This is a genomic window from Phaeobacter italicus (assembly GCF_019801785.1).
In the GTDB taxonomy this organism is placed as follows: Bacteria; Pseudomonadota; Alphaproteobacteria; order Rhodobacterales; family Rhodobacteraceae; genus Phaeobacter; species Phaeobacter italicus.
In genome coordinates, this window is record NZ_JAHVIJ010000001.1 from 597,108 (window position 1) to 618,685 (window position 21,578).

The following is a 21,578-nucleotide window of genomic DNA, read 5'->3' on the forward strand; positions in this document are numbered from 1 at the left end:
ATGGACGGCACCGTTCTTGTCGCAGATGATGATCGCACCATTCGCACGGTCCTGACCCAGGCCCTGACGCGGGCAGGGTGCAAGGTCCACGCGACCTCCTCTCTCACCACTTTGATGCGCTGGGTGGGAGAGGGCAAAGGCGATGTCGTCATCTCGGATGTCATGATGCCGGACGGAAACGGGCTGGAGATGCTGCCGAAGATTGCCGAAGATCGACCCGGCCTGCCGGTGATCGTGATTTCTGCGCAAAACACCATCATGACAGCGATCAAGGCGGCCGAGGCGGAGGCCTATGATTACCTGCCCAAGCCTTTTGATTTGCCGGAATTGATGAAGCGCACGGCCAAGGCTCTGTCGGAAAAACGGTCGCCGCAGGGCGCTGGGCGCACCGAGCCGCTGAGCCAGGCGGATACGGTTGGCGAAAGCGCGGAAGATCTGCCGCTGGTTGGGCGGACCGAAGTGATGCAGGCGCTTTATCGGCTGGTGGCGCGGGTGATGAACACGGATATCCCGTTGATGATCACGGGAGAGAGCGGAACCGGAAAATCACTGATCGCCCGGTCGATCCACGATCTGTCTGATCGCCGGACCCTACCGTTTGTGCGCGCTGAGGCGGCGGATCTCATTGCGCTTGATGGTCCTGCACGGTTGCTGAACGAAGCGCGTGGTGGGACGCTGTTGCTGGATGAAATCGCCGACCTGCCGGAAGAGGCGCAGGCGCGGGTGGTGCGCATGATGGACGCCCCCGGCGATCGTCAGCCCCGCTTTATTGCCACCAGTCAGGAAAACCTTGCTGCGGCGATGGAGGCAGGCAAACTGCGTCAGGATCTCTACTACCGGATCAGTGGCACCGAACTTGCGGTGCCTGCGCTGCGGGCGCGGGTCGATGATATTCCGCTGCTCTGTGCACATTTCCTGACACGGGCCGAAAACGAAGGCGCGCCGCACCGTCAGTTGGGCGAGACTGCCCGCGAACCGCTGCGCCAATTCCCCTGGCCCGGAAACGTGCGCCAGCTGGAGAATGTGGTGCGGCGTCTTGCCCTGACAGCGCGCAGCGAGGAGATCACCGTTGAAGAGGTCCAGTCGGCGCTGGGCGCGCAATCTGGCGGCGAACCAGTTGCCGCGGGTGGCGCGCCGCTCAGCACCGAAAAACTCTCGGAATCAGTGGCCCGCCATCTGCAGCGTTATTTTGATCTGCACGGCGATATGCTGCCGCCTCCGGGGCTCTACGCCCGTATTCTGCGCGAAGTTGAGACGCCGTTGATCGAAATTTCGCTGGCGATGACCGGCGGAAATCAGGCCAAATGCGCGGATTTACTTGGCATTAACCGCAATACGTTGCGCAAGAAGATCACGGACCTTGATATTGAGGTGACACGCCGTCGCAAACTGATGTAATATCGCCACAGAACCGTGGCAAATCAGTGAAGGTGCTGGTTTCGATCACGAGATATGGCGGTTGGCCAGAATGGCCACACATCAGGATGAGGGCAGTACGTGGCGCAGAGGTCACATCTTCGCTCGGCATATGGGCCGTTTGCTGCCCTTGACCGGTGGCGCAGAACACGCAGGGCGCGCAATTTCGGCGCGCTTGGGCTTGTGGTGCTTGGCCCCGTTTTGGCGGTGGCGACTTTTCTCATTATCGGGCCGTTTTCCCAAGGGGCCGCGTCGCTGTCGCTGCGGCTGATCCTGCTTGCCGATTTGGTCTATGTGCTGGCGATTGCAGCACTGGTTCTGACGCAGGTGGGACGCCTGATTGCGGCCCGCCGGGCCAAATCTGCTGGATCGCGGCTGCACTTGCGGTTGATCGGGGCGTTTGCCTTCCTTGCGCTGACGCCCACGGTCATTGTGGCACTTTTTGCGGGTTTGACGGTGAACGTCGGACTTGAGGGCTGGTTTTCGGACCGGGTGCGACAGGTGGTCGGCAGTTCGCTTGCCGCGGCAGAGGCGTATCAGGCGCAGCAGGAACGCGACCTGTCAGAGGATGCCAGCGCGCTTGCCCGCTATATCGACAACAGCCGGAACCGGAACTTCTTTATTTCTGATGGGCAGCTGCGGCAGGTGCTGACACAGGGCCAGCTGCAGATCCAGCGTGGATTGCAGGAAGCCTATGTCATCGACGGCGCGGGAAACATCCGCGCCCGCGGGGAGCGGTCCTATGAGTTCGATTTTGAAACCCCGGACGCAGGGGACATCAGCGAGGCAACTTTTGACGGGCTGAAACTGGTTCAGGACTGGGACAACAACGAATTCCGTGCCCTAGTCCGGTTGGATGCCTTTGTGGACCGCTTTTTGTATGTCAGCCGTGACGTCGATGGCGAACTGCTCAGCCTTTTGGATGATACCAAGGAAACTGCGCATCTTTATCAGCAGTTGGAAAACGAACGCGGGCGGGTCCTGTTTGAATTCGGCCTTTTGTATCTGGGCTTTGCCGTGATCTTGATCCTTGCGGCGATGTGGCTTGGGATGTGGTTCGCAGAGCGGCTGTCCCGGCCCGTGGGGCGTCTGACCATCGCCGCACGCCGGGTGGGGACGGGCAATTTGAATGTGCAGGTTCCGGAAGAAGAGGGCGATGACGAGATTGCCCAGCTTGGTCGCTATTTCAACCAGATGACCGAAGAACTGCGCGGGCAGCGAGATGAGCTGCTGGAAAACACCCGCCAGATTGAACGGCGCCGTCGGTTGTTTGACTCGGTTCTGATGTCCGTCACCTCCGGCGTTGTTGGTCTGGATGACGAGGGGCGCGTGACCTTTGTGAACCGCTCGGCAGAGCGCCTGCTGGATTGGAACGAGGATCGGCAATCTCTTGCCTTGGCGGTTGCGGTGCCTGAATTCGGCCCCCTGTTTCAGGAGCTGAGCGAGAGCGGCAGTGATGTTGTGCAGGGAGAGGTCAAGGTGACCCGTCAGGGCCAGCTGGAAAATCTCCTGGTTCGCATGTCCCCTCGTCGCAGCGGAGAGGGCAACCTGGAAGGCTATGTTGTGGCCTTTGACGATGTGACGGATCTTGTCAGCGCCCAGCGGATGGCAGCATGGGGCGATGTCGCACGCAGGATCGCCCATGAGATCAAGAATCCGCTTACCCCGATCCAGCTGAGCGCTGAACGCATCAAACGCAAGTTCGCACCCAAGCTGGGCGAGGAAAACAGCGATTTGCTGCAATCGATGACGGATGTGATCGTGCGCCAGACCAATGACCTGCGCCGGATTGTCGATGAATTTTCAAAGTTCGCGCGCATGCCCGAACCCGATCGCCGGGAGGAGGATCTGGTCCAGCTTCTGCGCGAGGCGGTGACATTGCAGAAAGCCGGGCAGCCGGATCTGACCATCACGGCGGATCTGCCGAGCGCGCCGATGATGGCGGATCTTGACGCGACGATGATTGGCCAAGCGCTGACCAATTTGATCAAGAACGCCGGGGAAGCCGTTGAAAGCCTTTCCAAAAAGGGAACAGTGCCAGATCTGAAGCCAGAGATCCGTATCGCGGTTTCGGCGCAGAAATCGGGCTATGAGGTGACTATTGCCGACAATGGCATCGGTCTGCCGGAGGATCGGGCACGGTTGTTCGAACCCTATGTGACAACGCGGGACGAGGGCACCGGCCTTGGCCTGCCGATTGTAAAGAAAATTATCGAAGAACACGGCGGTACGCTGGCGCTGGAGGATGCGCCGGTCTTTGACGGTCAGAGCCATTTTGGTGCCATGGCCGTCATCCGCCTGCCTGCAAAGAGTGAGGTTGCAGGCCAACAGAAGAGTACAGTGAAAGCAGGTCTGACATGAGTGATATTCTGATTGTTGATGATGAACGGGACATCCGCGAGCTGGTTTCCGATATTCTTGAGGATGAGGGCTATGCCACGCGCAAGGCCGGGAGTTCTGAGGAATGTATGGCAGCCCTCAACGAGGAGGCGCCTGCGCTCCTGATCCTGGATATCTGGCTAAAGGACAGCCAGATGGATGGCATCGATATCCTCAAGGTCGTCAAGCGGGACATGCCCGACATTCCTGTGGTCATCATTTCCGGTCACGGGAACATTGAAATCGCGGTGGCCGCGATCAAGCAGGGCGCCTATGATTTCATAGAAAAACCGTTCAACATCGATCAGTTGCTGGTCGTTATTCGCCGGGCGATGGAGACGTCGCAGTTGCGGCGTGAAAACTCTGACCTGAAGCGCAAGGACTCTGGCGTCACCGAAATGATCGGGGCCTCTGCCGCATTCCGGGCGCTGGTCGGTCAGTTGGACAAGGTGACGAAATCCAACGGCCGGGTGATGCTGACCGGACCGGCAGGCAGCGGCAAGGAGATCGCTGCGCGCTATATCCATATGCAATCCAACCGCGCCTCGGCGCCGTTTGTGACTGTGAACTGCGCCAGCATTGAGCCGGACCGCATGGAAGAGGTGCTGTTTGGGCGCGAGAGCGCAGAGCGCGGGGTTGAGCCTGGGCTTCTTGAGCAGGCCCACGGTGGGGTCGTCTTCTTTGACGAGGTGGCCGATATGCCCCTTGGCACCCAGTCCAAAATCCTGCGTGTGCTGGTTGATCAGCAATTCCAGCGGGTGGGCGGCAGTGAAAAGATCAAGGTTGATTTGCGGGTTATTTCGTCCACGAACAAGGACTTGGAGCGCGAGATTGAAGCGGATCGCTTCCGTCAGGAGCTGTATCATCGCCTGAACGTCGTTCCGATCCCTGTGCCTTCGTTGGCAGATCGGCGCGAGGATATTCCCCTGTTGGCCGATCACTTCATCCGCCACTTCAACGAACATCAGGGCCTGCCGCTGCGCATGCTGAGCGATGATGCGGTAGCGTTGATGCAAACCATGATCTGGCCCGGCAACGTGCGGCAGCTGAAGAACATGGTCGAACGGGTGCTGATCCTCGGCGACAGCTCTGGCCCGATCGAGCCCAAAGATCTCCCGCGGGAGGAAGAGCCGCAGGAAGATCAGGGGCGGGTGGTGCTGTCCGGTGCGCTTGCAACCCTGCCGCTGCGCGAGGCGCGTGAGGCGTTTGAGCGAGAGTATCTTCTGACCCAGATCAACCGCTTTGGTGGCAATATCAGCCGCACGGCATCATTTGTCGGGATGGAGCGTTCTGCCCTGCACCGAAAGCTGAAATCGCTGGGGGTTGTGACCTCCAACAAGGCTGGCGCGCGGATCGCCCATGTCGAAAAAGAAGAAGACATGGCCGAGTGATCTCGCAAAAGCGCAAATAAACAATGGATTACGGGCCGTTCTTCGGCCCGTTTTTCATTCGGGGGCTATTGCGATTTTCGGTTGCTGGCCCCTTTGGGGGATCGCACAGGACGCCGGACCAATCGGTGGAAGAGTACGGCTCTGATAGGTGGCCAGTTGATCCGCCAGTTTCTGAGGGCAGCGTTTCAGGGCGACGCTTTGATAGCCCTTCGCCGCCATGCAGGACAACTCGACCCGCTTGCGCAACTCGGCATTGACATCGACGGTGTAGATTTCGCCGTCCTCCCAATACCCGGCGGTCCGATAGCAGCGGCCTTGCCTGCAGATTTCCCGCCCTGGGTAAAACACCGGCGGGCGTTGTCGGATCTGGTTGGCAACGGGGGCGTCTTTCAAGGCTTCCACCTCGCATGCGAGCAGGTCAGCATCGCGGCGCGAGACCTCAGCGCCATCTTTCCAATAGACCGGGACAGGCCCGCAACCCGCAAGGAGCATCGCCAAGGATAGCCCGGCAAACATATGATTTCGCATGGACATAGGAGGAGCTTGGACCAATTGCTGGCATAAGACAATTGAATTGACCGTGTCGGCGGCTTCTGTCATTCAAATCAGGCAGTTTTGGGCTTTGGCGCCCTATGTGGCGCACCAGGGGACAGGCACATGAAGGTTATTATCTGTGGCGCAGGCCAGGTTGGCTGGCAGATTGCCCGCCATCTGTCGGGAGAGCACAACGATGTCACCGTTGTCGACAACAACCCCGAACTGGTGCGGCGTGCAACAGATACCCTTGATGTTCAAGGGATTGCTGGCTTTGCCTCTTATCCCGATGTGCTGACACGCGCAGGTGCCCGTGATGCTGACATGATCATCGCGGCGACCCATTCGGATGAGGTCAACATGGTCATCTGCCAGATGGCCCATTCGGTGTTTTCGATCCAGCGCAAGATCGCGCGCCTTCGCTCAAAAAGCTATCTGGAGGCGATTTACTCTGATCTGTATCGCCGCGATCACCTGCCGATTGATGTGGTGATCAGCCCGGAACGTGAAGTCGCTGCCGCGGCAATGCAGCGCCTGTCTGCCCCTGCGGCGTTTGACACTGAGATGTTCATGGAGGGCAAGGCCCAGCTTCTTGGTGTGCACATCGACGAGGACTGCCCGGTGGTGAACACTCCGCTGCGCCAGTTGACGGATCTGTTTTCCACGCTGCGCGCCATCGTGGTCGGGATCCGCCGCGATGGGACGCTGTTTGCGCCAGAGCCGGGAGACCAGTTGTTTGTGGGCGACAGCGCCTATGTGTTCGCCCATGTCGATGACGTGAGCCGCACCATCGAAGTATTTGGCAAGCAACAGAAAAAACAGGATCGGATGGTGATTGTCGGTGGCGGTAACGTCGGGCTGGAGGTTGCCAAGGCGCTAGAGGCCCGGACCGGCCGCGTGCGCGCCAAGATGATCGAACGCAACCGCACATGTGCCGAGAAAGCCGCCGAAACGCTGGAGCGTACGATTGTTCTGAACGGCGACGGTCTTGACCGCAGTCTCATGATCGAGGCGGGGATCGACCGGGCGGATGCGATGCTGGCGGTGACGGATGACGACAAGGTCAATATGCTTGCCGCGGTGCGCGCCAAGGCCGAAGGGTGCCCCTTTGCCATTGCGCTGATCAACGACCCTACGCTGGTGCCGTTGATGGCGCCGCTTGGGATTGACGCCTATATCAACCCGCGTGCCACCACCGTGAGCTCAATCCTGCGCCATATCCGCTATGGTCGCGTGCGGCAGGTTTACTCCATCGGCGACGCCGAGGCAGAGGTGATCGAGGCCGAGGTCATGTCGACCTCGCCCATGGCGGGGCAGATGATCCGCGATATCGACTTTCCCGAAGGGGTTCTGGTTGGGGCCGTCAGCAAAAATGGTGAGGTCATGCGCCCGACGGGGGGAATGCGGATTGACGAGGGCGATGTGATTGCCCTGTTTGCGATGGCCGACGACGTGCCAGAGGTCGAGCGCCTGATGCAGGTCTCGATCGATTTCTTCTAAATGGCCCGGCCCCGACATCTGCAGAAATCAAAGGACCGCGGCATCCTGCGGTTGCCGCTGTTTCTGCTGATCCTTGGCGTCGCCTCGCTGGCGATGTGGGTGTCGGCCCTGCACGGGCTGATCCTGGACGATCACAAGACATCGCGCAGTTTCTTTTACGCGGGCATTATCGGGATCATGGTTGTGGTTCTTGTGGGCCTGTCGATGGGCAACCGCGTCCCGCGCTATTCTATGCCCGGCCAGCTGACATCGCTCTTGGCGAGCTTTGCGGTTTTGCCGGCCTTTCTTGCCGTTCCGGTTTACGAGGCGATCGGCAACACCACCTATCTGAACGCCTATGTCGATATGGTTGGCGCCATTACCACCACCGGGCTTGATGTGTTTTCTGATCCTGGCCGCCTCCCGCCGAGCGTGCATCTGTGGCGCGCTCTGGTTGGCTGGCTTGGCGGGCTTTTGATGTGGGTCGCAGCCTCGGCCATTTTGGCCCCGCTCTCGCTGGGTGGGTTTGAGGTCACGGCCAAGGGCGAACCGGGGCGGGGGACAGCCACACCGCTGCATATGCAACGGGCCGATCCGCGGCGTAAACTTGTTGTTGTGACCCAAACGCTTGCGCCGCTTTATGCGGGTTTGACGCTGGTTTTGTGGATCCTTCTGATCGTGACGGGAGAGGGCGCGCTGTCTGCTCTGAGCCATGCGATGTCGGTGATGGCAACGTCCGGCATTTCAGCGGTTGGTGGGGTCGAGAACGGCTCCAGCGGGCTGGGCGGCGAGATGGTCATGTTTTTGTTCATGTTCTTCGCCCTGTCGCGTCTGACATTTTCCTCGGACACCGTGACAAGTGGTCACAGCCGTCTTGATCGCGACCCGGAGTTCCGGATCGGTCTGCTGATCGTCTGTGGCGTGCCGCTGCTGTTGTTCCTGCGTCACTGGATCGCGACGTTTGAAGTGTCGACAAACACCAATGAGCTGGAGCAGGCGCTGCGATCCCTTTGGGGGGCGACCTTTACGGTGTTGTCTTTCCTGTCGACCACCGGGTTTGAGAGCGCTGATTGGGAAACCGCGCGCCAGTGGTCCGGGCTCAATACACCCGGCATGATCCTATTGGGGTTGTCCGTGATCGGCGGAGGCGTCGCAACGACCGCTGGCGGGGTCAAGCTGCTGCGGGTTTATGCCCTATATCTCAATGGTCTGCGGGAAATGGAGCGGTTGGTTCATCCGTCCTCTGTCAGCAACGAGGGGCGGGGAAACCGGCGCCTGCAAAAGGGCGGTGCCTTTGTGGCCTGGGTGTTTTTCATGCTGTTTGCGGTGTCGCTTGCGGTCATCAGTATCGCTCTGGCGGCGGTGGGTGCAGATTTCGAGCAGGCGATGATTCTGACCATTGCAACGCTGTCGACCACCGGGCCGCTGACAGAAATCGCAGGCACCGCGCCGATCAACCTGATTGAACTGACAGCTGCTGCAAAATTAATCCTTTGTTTTGCGATGGTCTTGGGGCGCCTTGAAACCCTCGCAATCATCGCGCTGATGACACCAAACCTCTGGCGTAGCTAGGAGTTCGTGGTTAACGTGGGTTGAGCGCGCGTGATTTTCCGGTGGAAAGTCCCCATTTCTGCGTTCATAGTATTTTGACACGACGCGCTGGTCCGCAGCGCAGCAAGAAAAAAGGCGAGATAACAATAATGGCTTCGGACAGACAGAATCTTCAGGATGCCTTCCTGAACCACGTTCGTAAAACCAAGGTTCCGGTCACAATTTTCCTGATCAACGGCGTTAAGCTGCAGGGCGTGATCACATGGTTTGACAATTTCTGTGTCCTGCTGCGTCGGGACGGGCAATCGCAATTGGTTTATAAGCACGCCATTTCGACAATCATGCCCGCCCAGCCGATCAGCCTCTATGAAGGTGAAGACGCCTCTTGATGGAGCATGACCGGACGCCCACCCGTGCCTGGGTGGTGCATCCTGATATCAAATCTGATCGCGATCGTCGCGATGCCGTGTCCGCCCTCGAAGAAGGCGTGGCACTTGCAAAAGCCTTGCCCGATATCGAAGTGATCGGCTCTGACGTCGTGCGCCTGCCCAAGGCACACGCGGGGATGCTGTTTGGCTCGGGCAAGATTGAAGAATTGCGGGACCAGTTCAAAGCCAATGAGGTTGAGCTGGTCCTGATTGATGGACCGGTATCCCCGGTTCAGCAGCGAAATCTGGAAAAGGCGTGGAAAGTCAAGATCCTCGACCGGACCGGGCTGATCCTTGAGATCTTCTCGGACCGGGCGCGCACCCGTGAGGGTGTGCTGCAGGTGGAGATGGCCGCGCTGAGTTACCAACGCACCCGTCTGGTTCGGGCCTGGACCCACCTTGAACGCCAGCGGGGCGGTTTGGGGTTTGTCGGCGGTCCCGGTGAAACCCAGATCGAAGCGGACCGTCGCGCCATTGATGAACAGCTGGTACGCCTGCGCCGTCAGCTGGACAAGGTGGTCAAGACACGGACGCTGCACCGGGCTGCCCGCGCCAAGGTGCCGTATCCGATTGTTGCGCTTGTCGGCTATACCAACGCAGGCAAATCGACGCTGTTTAACAGGCTTACGGGCGCTGAGGTGATGGCGAAGGACATGCTGTTTGCCACGCTTGACCCGACCATGCGCCGGGTTGAACTGCCGGACGGACCGGAGATCATCCTGTCGGACACTGTTGGGTTCATTTCTGACCTGCCGACCGAGCTGGTCGCTGCGTTCCGCGCCACGCTGGAAGAAGTTCTGGCCGCGGATGTGGTCGTCCATGTGCGCGACATCAGCCACGAGGAAAGCCAGAACCAGGCGGATGATGTTGAGGCGATCCTGACGTCCCTTGGGGTCGATGACAGCCGTGCGCGGATCGAGGTCTGGAACAAGCTGGATCTCCTGAGCGAGGACGAAGCAGAAGCCAGACGTCAGAGAGCCGAGCGCGAAGACGGCATTCATGCGATCTCGGCAATCAGCGGAGAGGGGCTGCCCCGTCTTCTTGCAGACATCGCGGAAAAGCTGCGATCAGTTCGCCATGAAGATGATATCACCCTGACATTTGCGCAAGGCAAACAGCGGGCATGGCTGTTTGAACAGGATGTCGTGCAAAAGGAAGTGCAGACCGAAACCGGTTTTGAACTGACCGTTTTGTGGACAGAGACGCAAAAGAAACGGTTTGCCGGGCTCTGACAACGGGCCGCAAAACCCTTGAAAAACCCCCGCTGACAAATGGGTCGGCGGGGGTTTTGATTTTTTATCAGACTGTTACGCGTGATACTTAATTCACTGGCAGCAATCTGGTGATGCCAACGGCGGCAGCACGTGCCAGATCTTCATCCAGAGACATTGGAATATACTCGCCCCGACGCCACAGTTGCGACATGTCATCGTAGTGGCGAGACAGGAAATGACCGGACTGTCCGGTTGACAGGATAAAGACCGAACTGTCCGGATCGGCAAAATCATAAACGCCGCGATAGCCCGCAGCGTGGACATTGTGGAAGGGGGTGGGAGCCTCTCCAGATGTGCGGCCACGCTGGAGCGTGTTGTCGCCACCGCTGGTGGACTGCGTGATGTTCAAAAAGACCCGCAGGAACGGCACTTCGCCCAGGACCTCATGGTTCTGGGTGGCTTGGTGGGCATCCCCCCACCGCAGGGATTCCAAGGCTGTTCCATAGGTTTCTTCGATCCAGATCAGCGCATCATCCAGCGCAAGGCGGGCAATGTCGGTGCAGGTCTCACGCGGGGCGCTCTGGCGGACGTCGCACCATTCGGCGGCACCCTGGACATTGCGATAAACGCGTTCAAGGAACAGCGGGTCGACGTGCTTGAACTCTGCTTCCAAGGGGCCGAGATCGTCGGTGATCAGGCGTTTTTGCAAAGCTCGGACCCAGGCCGCATAGATGAGCGGCTCCGGCAGGTGCTCGTTCATCTCGCCGTTCCATTCAGACAACAGGGACAGTGCGATCTGGCGTTGACGCTCGCGGGTCCCCTCGGCGGCGGCCTCTCCCGTGAACCACAGATCTGCACCAATCAGCGGCAACAGGGTGCGCGCCGTGTAGGAGACGGTGTCGAGCTGGGCTTCAATGAAACTGTCGCGGGTGTGAACCTGACGATCCTGCATCAACCGCTGCCATCTGTTGATCCGCTGGGTGTCGCCCCATTCAAACGAGACGTGATTGGGGAACGGGCGGTCCAGCAGCTTGTTGTTGGTATTGCCCAGAATGCCGCCAACCGGTTCGACAAATTCAGGGTTCGCCGCGTATGGCGCGCGGCCCAGCCAGCGATTTTCGGCGCGCCAGCCCTGACTGGGAAGGCGGCCCTGGCTTTGGTGGCGGGCGTCACGGGCCGGGATGGCTCCGACGGTTTTCAGCGCGATACTGTTGCGGTCCGCAAGCGTGATGTTTTGCGACGGAGCGATGAAACCTTCCCCAATTTCAATGGCTTCCTCGACGGAGTTCGCGCGCATCAGCGCAAGTGCTGCGCTGACAGACGTGTCTTGCGGGCTGAGGCCGGTCCAGCCAAGGCTGATGACATGGCCCGGCGGTGTGATGCTGCCAAGGTTAAAGAGCGAGCGCGGCAGGACAGGTCCGTTGTCAGTCCATCGCAGGGTCAGCGTGACGGGTGTTTCGTCCTTGATGTTGATGATCGAGGGGCGGGTTTCAAACCGTTTGTAGCCATCCGGGGTCAGATATTCTTCGGGGTTTTCCGGGTTTAGCTGTTCGATGAACAGATCCTGATCGTCCATATAGGAAGAGGTCACCCCCCAGCCCATCAGATCAGAGCGCCCCGTCAGGACCGCGGGGATACCGGGAATTGTCGCGCCGATGATCCCGCCGGTGCCAAGTTCGAGGCGGGCCAGATACCAGATGCCCGGAGCCGTGAGCTCCAGATGGGGATCATTGGCAAGGAGCGTCCCGCCAGCGGCGGACCGATTGGGGGCTGCGGCCCAAGCGTTTGAGGCGCCCGCCTGACCACGCGGCGCAACGGGCATCAGCGGCAGATCGGGAAAGAGCGCGGTCGCAGCCGCGTGGCGATTGAGGCTGGGAAAGAGGGCGGCGTATTCGGGCAGGGCGGCAATGCCCTTGCCCGGGGCATCGGGGAGGATATCGCGCAGCCGCTCTGGATCAGGAAGGGCGAGCGAGACGCGGGCGCGCAGGATCTCCTCCTGCATATGGCCGGACAGCTTCAGTGCCATGAGCTTCATCAATGCAATGCTGTCTGCCGGCTGCCACGGCGCCATCGGGACGTTGAACAGGAACATCTCTGGCGCGCCGCGACCCAGCGCGTCGTCGTTGATCTCCTGAAGCCGCGCGTTGACCCCGGCCGAATAGGCCTGCAACGCGGTCATCGCTTCGGGTGTCTGGGCCGAAACCGATTGCTGGGCGAGGCGATAGATGTCGAGCCTGCGCACCAGCGTGTCGACAGGAACAGTGCGGCTGCCGAAGATTTCAGAAAGCCGCCCCTTGGCGGTGCGCCGCAGGACGGTCATCTGCCACAACCGATCCTGCGCATGGGCATAGCCCAGCCCGAAATAGACGTCTTCGTCGCTGGCGCCATAGCTGCCAAAGATATGTGGCACATTGGCGTTGTCGCGCACGATCTCGACCGGGGCGAGCAGCCCGGGCAGGGTGATTTCCTTGTCATAATCGGGCAAGGATTGAGCGGCCAGGAAATAGATCAGGCCAAGCCCCAGAACAGATAGCAGAATCAGGCCAGCGGCGAAGCGGAGAAGCCAGCGAAAGAGCAGTTGCATCGGTGGTGCAGTTCCTCAGGAATTTGATGTTATTTGCCTGATTGCGGCGCATATTTTTTTGCCCGTGCAGATTGCGCCGCAGCGCCCGGCTGTTAGGGTGACGCCAACATAGGACAAGACGCATCAGGGGAAAAGCAGATGGCAAAGGTTGCATTCTTGGGTTTGGGTGTCATGGGATACCCGATGGCAGGACATCTGGTGAAGGCAGGCCATGAGGTCACTGTCTATAACCGGACCACCGCCAAGGCGGAGGCTTGGGTCAAGGAACACGGCGGCACCTTGGGCGCAACCCCGGCAGAGGCGGCGAAAGGCGCTGATTTTGTCATGGCCTGCGTTGGCAATGATGACGACTTGCGCAGCGTCTGTCTTGGAGAGACCGGTGCATTTGGCGCGATGTCGGAGGGGGCGGTTTTTGTCGACCACACGACAGTGTCTGCCAAGGTGACGCGCGAGCTGTTTTCCGCAGCCGCAGAGGCGGGGCTTTCTTTTGTCGATGCGCCGATTTCAGGCGGGCAGGCTGGTGCCGAGAACGGGGTGCTGTCCGTCATGTGTGGTGGCGATCAGGTGGCCTATGACAAGGCAGAACCCATCATTGATGCCTATGCCCGGATCTGTCGTCGGATTGGCGACAGCGGTGCGGGGCAGATGACCAAGATGTGCAACCAGATTGCCATTGCGGGGCTGGTTCAGGGCCTGAGTGAGGCGCTGCATTTCGCGGACAAGGCGGGTCTGGACGGGCGCGCGGTGGTTGAGGTCATCAGCCAGGGCGCTGCAGGAAGCTGGCAGATGGTGAACCGCCACGAGACCATGCTGGACGATCATTTCGAGCACGGCTTTGCAGTGGACTGGATGCGCAAGGATCTTGGGATCTGTCTGGACGCTGCCGATGAAACCGGGGCCAGCCTGCCGGTCACGGCGCTAGTGGATCAGTTCTATAAGGACGTTCAGAAACTGGGCGGTGGTCGCTGGGACACCTCTAGCCTTTATAAGCGTCTGAAAGCGCTGGATTAAAAGGTATCTGGCCCGCACTGCGACACGCTAACGAAAATGGCCTTTCCCGATGGAAAGGCCATTTCAATTTCAAACGCTGCAACAGCGATCAGGGAATGATACGGGTGTATTTGGTTCCCTCCAGCGTCGCACCGAGGCGCAGGCCAGCCTGAGCAAAAACCGCCGCCAGGATCGGCGCGTTCAGCGTATTGGTGTCTGCTGCCAGCGAATTGCCTTCGTCGCGCAGAACATATTCCAGATCCGCACCAGCCGCCCAGCCAGAGGAGCGGCGGAAGTTCGACAGCGCGTCCTGGGTCATGAAGAACAGGACATGGGCGTATTGCTGGGCGCCGATTTGCAGACCCGCGTTGCCCTTTACGGTGGAATAATAATCCACGGTCACGCCATCAATGCGCAGCGCCCCGCGCCCAAAGGCACCACCGACGAAAAAGCCTGCTTCTGTCACGAGCGGCATGATCAACATACCAGTGGATTTTTCGGCCAAGGTGACGGCACCTGGGTATTGGCTGTACATCTGGCTCAGGGTGGCGTCGACCCGGGCGTCGATCTTGGACGCGTTGGAATTGCCGATGCCGTTGCCACATGCGGCGGTAACGCCAGCACCGGCAAGCGCACCAAGCGCGAAACCGCGCCGTGTCATACGGGAAGAAAAAGAGCTGCTCATCGTGGTTGCCTGTTTGTCTGGGCGGGCCCCTGTGGGCCGTTCACGTTATTGAAACCGGCCAGTTGCCTGACTCTGCGCCAATGTATACGCGGAAAGCTGCCGCCTGTCATCTATCTCCCAAGAGAGATCAGCGGCTTCCTGCCTGCAATTTAACGTGATTTCTTGACGTCGTCAGCCGTTCAGCAGCCGCGCAGCGGCGGGCGCATAGTAGGTCAGGATGCCGTCACAGCCTGCGCGTTTGAAGGCCATCAGGCTCTCAAGCATGATCCGCTCGCCGTCAATCCACCCGTTCTGGGCGGCGGCCTCGATCATCGCGTATTCGCCAGACACCTGATAGGCAAAGGTCGGAGCGCCAAAGGTGGATTTGACCCGCTGACAAATGTCGAGATAGGCAATACCCGGCTTGATCATGACCATATCGGCGCCCTCGCTAAGGTCGCGTTCGATCATCCGCAGGGCCTCGTCCGTATTGCCGGGGTCCATTTGATAGGTCTTCTTGTCCCCTTTCAGCGCACCAGATGCCCCAACCGCATCGCGGAACGGACCGTAATAGGCCGAGGCATATTTGGCGGCATAAGACAGGATGGTGACGTTGCGGTGGCCCGCTGTTTCAAGGGCGCGGCGCATGGCGCCAATACGGCCATCCATCATGTCAGAGGGGCCGATGATATCGGCGCCAGCATCGGCCTGCGCGAGGGTCATCTTGACCAGAGCTTCGACGGTTTCGTCATTGACGATTTCGCCATCCACGACATACCCGTCATGGCCGTTGATATTGTAGGGATCCAGGGCGACATCGGTCATGACCGCGATATCGGGCGCGACGGATTTGATGGCGCGGATCGCCCGGTTGACCAGATTGTCGGGGCTCCATGCCTCGGCACAGTCTTCGGTCTTGAGCGCAGGATCGGTGTAGGGAAACAGGCAGATTGCGGGAATGCCAAGCGCCTGAGCCTCTTGCGCGGCCTCCTTGATCTTGTCGATGCTGCGGCGGGTCACACCGGGCATGGAGGGGATCGGCTCTTCGATGCCGTCGCCGTCGCGTACGAAAACCGGCCAGATCAGATCATCCGTTGTCAGCGTGTTCTCCCGCACCAGATTGCGAAGGGCAGGCGTCGCGCGCAGGCGGCGCGGGCGGGCAGCGGGAAAGGCGGCAACGGTGGGCTTCATTTCGTCCTCGTGTCTGCGGATCTGCCTGCGTCCGCAGGCGTATTTTCCCCTGCGTGACACGGAACGCCCGGCATCACAAGTGGCACATTCGCCGCGCCACGCCAGACGAGAGCTTCGTTGCATGGCCCAACCCCTTGTGCCGACAGGCTTTGCAGTGGATATAGGGGCCACCGACAGCACAACAGAAGGGCCATGCTTTGGATCTGTTTCACACCTTGACCGAGCTGATCGATATGCGGTCCTTTTCCAATCTGTGGTACTGGATCGCGCTTGCTGTCGTATGGTCGTCGGCCAGCCATTGGATCCTGGGGGTGCCATTCGACATGGTTTACCGCTCGCGCAAGCAGGGTGGACAGGCGATGGATGATCTTGAGGCGATCGTGCGCGTCAACGTGAACAGAATGATGTATATCACTGAAATGTCTGGGCATTGGGTGCTGGGTGTCAGCTGTTTCGTGCTGGCGATGCTGGGCATGTTGGGGTTTGTCTACAGCGTGGAATTTGCTCAGGCTGTGTTTCTTTTGGCCTTTCCGATGGCTTTTGTCGGGCTAATTAACTGGGCCGCTGCCCGTCGCATCAATCGCGATGGGCTGGAAGGTGAGGCACTCGCACGGCAGCTGAGCCTGACCCGGCTGTTTGTCCAGTTGGTCGGGATGCTGGCGATTTTCGTGACAGCCCTTTGGGGCATGTATCAGAACCTGCAGATTGGCTTTCTTGGCTGATCGGCAGAGAGCTGGGCTCATCCATATTGCATGATGGGGCGTCCTGCCCTGAACCGGAAGAGAGAGAGACGTAGCATGGCGCAACAGGCGATCATTGCAGGCGGCGCCCCGGAAGGGTTTGATGCCAAGCTGATCCTGAAAGAACTCGCTAAATCCGGCGGGCCGGTGGTCCATGTGGCGCGAGACGACAAGCGGATGGAGGCGATGCGTGCGGCGCTGGCGTTTTTTGCGCCCGACATGCCGGTGATTTCCTTCCCCGGTTGGGATTGTCTGCCGTATGATCGCGTTTCGCCCAATGCGGATATCGCGGCGGCGCGGATGGCGACGCTTGCAGCCTTGGTGCATCAAATGCCGGGTCAGTTTGTACTGTTGACCACGCTTAATGCCGCCACCCAGCGCGTGCCCGCCCGGCAGGTGTTGCGCGACGCGGCGTTCACTGCACAGGTGGATCATCGGATTGATGAAGGAGCGTTGCGTGACTATCTGACACGTATGGGTTTCACCAAGAGCCCAACTGTCATGGAACCCGGCGATTTCGCAGTTCGGGGCGGCATTATTGATATCTTCCCTCCGGGGCAAGCTGGTCCCGTTCGGCTTGATCTTTTTGGGGATGTCCTGGATGGCGCGCGCCGGTTTGATCCCGCCACGCAGCGCACCACCGAGAAGCTGGACCTGATCGAGCTGGCGCCGGTGTCCGAGGTGATCCTTGACGAGGCGGCGATTACCCGGTTTCGCCAGAACTACCGAATTGAATTTGGCGCTGCCGGAACCGATGACCCGCTTTACGAAGCTGTCTCGGCCGGGCGGAAATATCAGGGGTTGGAGCATTGGTTGCCGTTCTTCCACGAAGAGCTGGAAACCCTGTTTGACTATCTGCCGGGCGCAACGGTCACGCTGGACGACCAGGTGACGCCCGCCCGTCTGGCGCGTTGGGACAGCATCACTGACCAATATGAGACGCGCAAGATCGCGATGGCCCAGAAGGGGCGGATGGATACGGTCTATAAACCGGTGCCGCCGGGGCTTTTGTATCTTGATGATCCCGCATGGGAGGCGGCGGTCGCAAGCCACAGGGTGATCCAGTTCCATCCGCTGCCCCAGGCCACTGGACCGGGGGTGATTGACGCAGGCGGACGGATCGGGCGCAATTTTTCGCCCGAGCGGCAGTTGGAAAATGTAAGCCTTTTCAAAACGCTGGCAGATCATATTAAGGCGCGGATGCAGGTTGGCCCTGTGGTTGTTGCCTCTTATTCCGAAGGTGCGAGGGAACGTCTGACCGGGCTGATCGAGGATGAGGGGCTGGCGGAGGTTATCGCAATCCGTGATGGCACGCGGATCGGGAAATCCGGTCTGCACCTCGCTGTCTGGGCGCTGGAACACGGGTTTGAGACTGACGAACTTACCGTGATTTCAGAACAGGACGTGCTGGGGGATCGCCTGATCCGCGCCCCGAAGAAGCGCCGCAAGGCCGAGAATTTTTTGACTGAAACGCAGTCGTTGTCGCCCGGCGATCTTGTGGTGCATGTCGACCACGGGATCGGCCGTTACAAGGGGCTGGAGGTGGTGACTGCCGCCGGGGCGGCGCATGAATGCATTCTCCTGGAATACGCCGAACAGGCCAAGCTGTACCTGCCGGTTGAGAACATCGAACTGCTGTCGAAATACGGCCATGATGAAGGTCTCTTGGATCGGCTCGGTGGCGGCGCGTGGCAGGCCAAGAAGGCCAAGCTGAAAGAGCGCATCCGCGAGATGGCAGACCGGCTGATCCGGGTGGCCGCTGAACGGGCCCTGCGCAAGGCGCCGATGATGGACCCGCCGCCACATGCGTGGGAAGAGTTCTCGGCCCGCTTTCCCTATCAGGAAACCGACGATCAGCTGCGCGCGATTGGCGAGGTGATGGCGGATCTGAACTCCGGCATGCCGATGGATCGTCTGATCTGTGGCGACGTGGGCTTTGGCAAGACAGAGGTTGCCATGCGCGCAGCTTTTGTTGCGGCAATGTCGGGGGTTCAGGTTGCAGTTGTGGCACCGACCACGTTGTTGGCCCGCCAGCATGCTGCTGGTTTTGCGCAGCGCTTTCGCGGGTTTCCTTTGGAAGTCAGGCAGTTGTCCCGCTTTGTTACAGCAAAGGAGGCGGCAAAGACCCGCGAGGGCCTTGCCAAGGGGACGGTGGACATCGTGGTCGGCACCCATGCGTTGTTGGCCAAGACCGTCAAGTTTCAGAACCTTGGCCTGCTGATCATTGATGAAGAACAGCACTTTGGCGTGGCGCATAAGGAACGGCTGAAACAGATGCGCAGCGACATTCATGTGCTGACGCTGACAGCCACCCCGATCCCGCGCACGCTGCAGCTCAGCCTGACGGGGGTGCGCGATCTGTCGATCATCGGCACGCCGCCTGTCGACCGGCTGGCGATCCGAACCTATGTGAGCGAATTTGATGCGGTGACGATCCGGGAGGCGCTCCTGCGTGAACATTACCGGGGCGGGCAGAGCTTTTATGTCGTTCCCCGGATCACGGACCTGCCAGAGATCGAAGCCTTCCTGCAGGAGCAACTGCCGGAACTCAGCTATGTTGTGGCCCACGGTCAGCTTGCTGCGGGCGATCTGGATGAGCGCATGAATGCGTTCTACGACGGAAAATACGACGTTCTGCTTGCCACCACGATTGTGGAATCCGGGCTGGATATCCCAACGGCCAACACGATGGTTGTGCACCGGGCCGATATGTTTGGCCTCGCGCAGCTCTATCAGATCCGGGGCCGGGTGGGGCGCTCCAAAACGCGAGCCTATGCCTATCTCACAACCAAACCGCGCGTGCGTCTGACCCCCGGCGCAGAAAAGCGTCTGCGGGTTCTGGGGTCGCTTGATACGTTGGGGGCAGGTTTCTCGCTTGCGTCGCAGGATCTCGACATTCGTGGGGCGGGCAACCTGTTGGGAGAGGAACAGTCCGGGCAGATGCGCGATGTCGGCTATGAGCTCTATCAATCCATGCTGGAGGAGGCGATTGCCAAGATCAAATCCGGCGAGCTGGAAGGGCTTAGCGCGGCGGACGATCAATGGGCGCCGCAGATCAACCTGGGGGTGCCTGTTCTGATCCCCGAAGACTACGTGCCGGATCTGGATGTGCGTCTTGGCTTGTACCGGCGCCTGTCGGATCTCAGCACAAAGGTGGAGCTGGAAGGCTTTGCTGCCGAGTTGATCGACCGCTTTGGCCCGCTCCCCAAGGAGGTCAACACCCTGATGCTCGTCGTGCGGATCAAGGCGATGTGCAAACGCGCGGGCATTGCCAAGCTGGACGGTGGCCCCAAAGGTGCAACCATACAGTTCCACAACGACAAATTTGCCTCGCCTCAGGGGCTGGTGGAGTTCATTCAGGCCCAGGATGGGTTGGCCAAGGTGAAGGACAACAAAATCGTTGTGCGGCGTGATTGGAAAAAGGACAGCGACAAGATCAAAGGGGCCTTTGCAATCGCACGGGATCTTGCTGAGAAGGTTGTCGCGGAAAAGAAGCGCAGCAAAGCCAAAAGCAGCTGACGTTCGGGCTCCAGACGCGTTGACTAACCCGACATGAAAAAGCCCCGCCAACATATGGCGGGGCTTTGGTTTTTTGCGGGGACGTGGCTGCGTTACTCGGCCGGATGGCGCATTTCGACCCGCGCCATGTGCAGCATGATCAGAAAGGCCAATGCGACCATCAGCAGGATGGCACCGGTGAGCGGCGCAATGGATCCGTCGAACAGCAGACCAACGGTCGCGGCGGCGGCCGCAGCAAAGATGGTAGAGACACCACCAACAATCGATGCGGCCATGCCTGCGATATGTCCCATTGGTTCCATCGCCATGGCGTTGAGGTTGCCCAATGTAAGGCCAGCCATGAAGAAGACGCTGGTCTGCCAGGCAACAAACAGACCGAACATCGTATCATTGGGCAGATGCAGGCTCTCTAGCAGCAACATCAGAGCAGACAGCCCGATCTGGCCAGACAGCGCCCAGGTCACCATCCGCCGCATGCCAAGGCGGACGACGACAGAGGCATTGATCAGGCTGCCAGTGCCCGACATCAACGCAATGAAGCCAAACCAGAACGGAAAGCTCTCGGCGCGATCAAAGACGACATCATAGATCGGCTGTACCAGCGTGATCATGCAAAACAGCATTGCCAGACACAGGCACTGGACCAGCATCGACAGCCGTACTGTCGGATGTTGGATCATCTCAACCAGAGCCGCCATCAGCTGCGGCAGGCGGAAAGGCCGGCGGCTTTCAACTGCGAGCGGTTCAGGCAGGCGCAGGCCCATCCACAGAATAATGATCAGCGCAAAAAGCGCGAAAGCGAGGAAGATCGCGCGCCAGCTGGTCAGAAAGATGATACCGGCGCCAAGCATCGGCGCGATTGCCGGGACAAGGGTAAAGATCATCATCGCAATGGACATCATCTTGGCCATTTCCCGGCCCGAATAGAGATCGCGCACAATGGCCAGCGCCACCACCCGTGGTCCCGCGGCTCCAAGGCCCATGACGACGCGGCTCAGCAGCAGCATTTCAACCGACGAACTTTCCCAGGCAGTGACGGCTGCTCCGATGTAAAGAAGGGCTGCGGCAAAAATCACGTTCTTTCGGCCAAACGCGTCGGACAGCGGGCCTGTGAAAAATGTACCAATCCCCATCCCAAGGGCAAAAGCGGCAATGACCAACTGCGCCCGGTTGACGTTGTCGGGGCTCAGGGTCTGGCCGATTTCCGGCAGAGCAGGCAGCATGGCGTCGATCGAAAATGCGACCGTTGCGAACATCATCGCGATCAATGCAATGAACTCCGCCTTGGACATGGCGTGTTTTGTATTCTCTGTCATTTGAAACCTTTCGCGACACTTCAGGAGACCCGGTCATCGGGGGCTATCTGGGCATCGCCGTGTCTTGCGCTAACACATCTTGGCAGATGGGGCCAGCGCAGGTCATGCACAGGTGACTGTGCATCCGTGTCGGGCCATCAGGACATCAGGCCGTCCAACCGGCGCGGTGAGGCGCCGGGAGT

General features: G+C 59.7%; 15 protein-coding genes. 10 read left to right on the forward strand and 5 right to left on the reverse strand.

What is annotated here, in order from left to right; all coding sequences use genetic code 11:
- From KUV39_RS02815 to ntrX, 3 genes are all read left to right on the forward strand, one after another.
- Entirely contained in the window at nt 1-1,398 is a 1,398-nt protein-coding gene (locus KUV39_RS02815; RefSeq protein ID WP_046210222.1) for a sigma-54-dependent Fis family transcriptional regulator, read from the forward strand.
- Between the two features lie 99 nt (nt 1,399-1,497).
- Complete coding sequence (locus tag KUV39_RS02820) at nt 1,498-3,777, forward strand: sensor histidine kinase NtrY-like (RefSeq protein ID WP_222458871.1); 2,280 nt, start codon at nt 1,498-1,500, stop codon at nt 3,775-3,777.
- Nucleotides 3,774-5,186 carry a nitrogen assimilation response regulator NtrX gene (ntrX, locus tag KUV39_RS02825; RefSeq protein WP_222458872.1) on the forward strand — a complete coding sequence of 471 codons (1,413 nt, stop codon included), beginning with the start codon at nt 3,774-3,776 and terminating at the stop codon, nt 5,184-5,186. The genes KUV39_RS02820 and ntrX overlap by 4 nt, the downstream gene beginning before the upstream one ends.
- A 54-nt stretch (nt 5,187-5,240) precedes the next feature.
- Here ntrX and KUV39_RS02830 read toward each other — a convergent pair whose 3' ends face one another.
- Entirely contained in the window at nt 5,241-5,786 is a 546-nt protein-coding gene (locus tag KUV39_RS02830) for a hypothetical protein (protein ID WP_050673442.1), read from the reverse strand.
- Nucleotides 5,787-5,801: 15 nt separating this feature from the next.
- On the opposite strand from KUV39_RS02830, the gene trkA reads away from it, so the two are divergent.
- The 4 genes from trkA to hflX all read left to right on the forward strand — a co-directional run bounded on the left by trkA (nt 5,802) and on the right by hflX (nt 10,410).
- A complete protein-coding gene (gene trkA / locus KUV39_RS02835; RefSeq protein WP_336512801.1) occupies nt 5,802-7,220 on the forward strand; it encodes a Trk system potassium transporter TrkA in 1,419 nt (472 codons plus the stop codon).
- Nucleotides 7,221-8,771, forward strand: a complete 1,551-nt coding sequence (locus KUV39_RS02840; protein ID WP_222458874.1) for a TrkH family potassium uptake protein — start codon at nt 7,221-7,223, stop codon at nt 8,769-8,771.
- Nucleotides 8,772-8,899: 128 nt separating this feature from the next.
- A complete protein-coding gene (gene hfq, locus KUV39_RS02845; protein WP_008204623.1) occupies nt 8,900-9,139 on the forward strand; it encodes an RNA chaperone Hfq in 240 nt (79 codons plus the stop codon).
- Nucleotides 9,139-10,410 carry a GTPase HflX gene (gene hflX, locus KUV39_RS02850; RefSeq protein ID WP_008560146.1) on the forward strand — a complete coding sequence of 424 codons (1,272 nt, stop codon included), beginning with the start codon at nt 9,139-9,141 and terminating at the stop codon, nt 10,408-10,410. Before hfq ends, hflX begins: the two co-directional genes overlap by 1 nt.
- An 88-nt stretch (nt 10,411-10,498) precedes the next feature.
- On the opposite strand, the gene KUV39_RS02855 is transcribed toward hflX, so the two are convergent.
- Complete coding sequence (locus KUV39_RS02855; protein WP_222458875.1) at nt 10,499-12,976, reverse strand: penicillin acylase family protein; 2,478 nt, start codon at nt 12,974-12,976, stop codon at nt 10,499-10,501.
- A gap of 108 nt (nt 12,977-13,084) precedes the next feature.
- Here KUV39_RS02855 and KUV39_RS02860 point away from each other — a divergent pair, with 108 nt between their 5' ends.
- Nucleotides 13,085-13,987 carry an NAD(P)-dependent oxidoreductase gene (locus tag KUV39_RS02860; protein ID WP_336512806.1) on the forward strand — a complete coding sequence of 301 codons (903 nt, stop codon included), beginning with the start codon at nt 13,085-13,087 and terminating at the stop codon, nt 13,985-13,987.
- Nucleotides 13,988-14,075: 88 nt separating this feature from the next.
- Here the strand turns inward: KUV39_RS02860 and KUV39_RS02865 are convergent, their stop codons facing one another.
- A complete protein-coding gene (locus KUV39_RS02865) occupies nt 14,076-14,651 on the reverse strand; it encodes a lipid-binding SYLF domain-containing protein (RefSeq protein WP_037302401.1) in 576 nt (191 codons plus the stop codon).
- Between the two features lie 171 nt (nt 14,652-14,822).
- The gene (gene hemB, locus KUV39_RS02870) at nt 14,823-15,821 is read right to left on the reverse strand and encodes a porphobilinogen synthase (RefSeq protein ID WP_046210227.1); all 999 of its coding nucleotides are present in this window, start codon (nt 15,819-15,821) and stop codon (nt 14,823-14,825) included.
- A gap of 197 nt (nt 15,822-16,018) precedes the next feature.
- On the opposite strand from hemB, the gene KUV39_RS02875 reads away from it, so the two are divergent.
- Together KUV39_RS02875 and mfd are read left to right on the forward strand one after the other, a co-directional pair.
- Entirely contained in the window at nt 16,019-16,543 is a 525-nt protein-coding gene (locus KUV39_RS02875; RefSeq protein ID WP_008560230.1) for a hypothetical protein, read from the forward strand.
- A gap of 75 nt (nt 16,544-16,618) precedes the next feature.
- Nucleotides 16,619-20,080 carry a transcription-repair coupling factor gene (mfd, locus tag KUV39_RS02880; protein ID WP_222458877.1) on the forward strand — a complete coding sequence of 1,154 codons (3,462 nt, stop codon included), beginning with the start codon at nt 16,619-16,621 and terminating at the stop codon, nt 20,078-20,080.
- Nucleotides 20,081-20,172: 92 nt separating this feature from the next.
- On the opposite strand, the gene KUV39_RS02885 is transcribed toward mfd, so the two are convergent.
- Nucleotides 20,173-21,396 (reverse strand): multidrug effflux MFS transporter, encoded by a 1,224-nt coding sequence (locus tag KUV39_RS02885; protein WP_222458878.1) that lies wholly within the window; start codon nt 21,394-21,396, stop codon nt 20,173-20,175.
- Nucleotides 21,397-21,578: the final 182 nt, after the last annotated feature.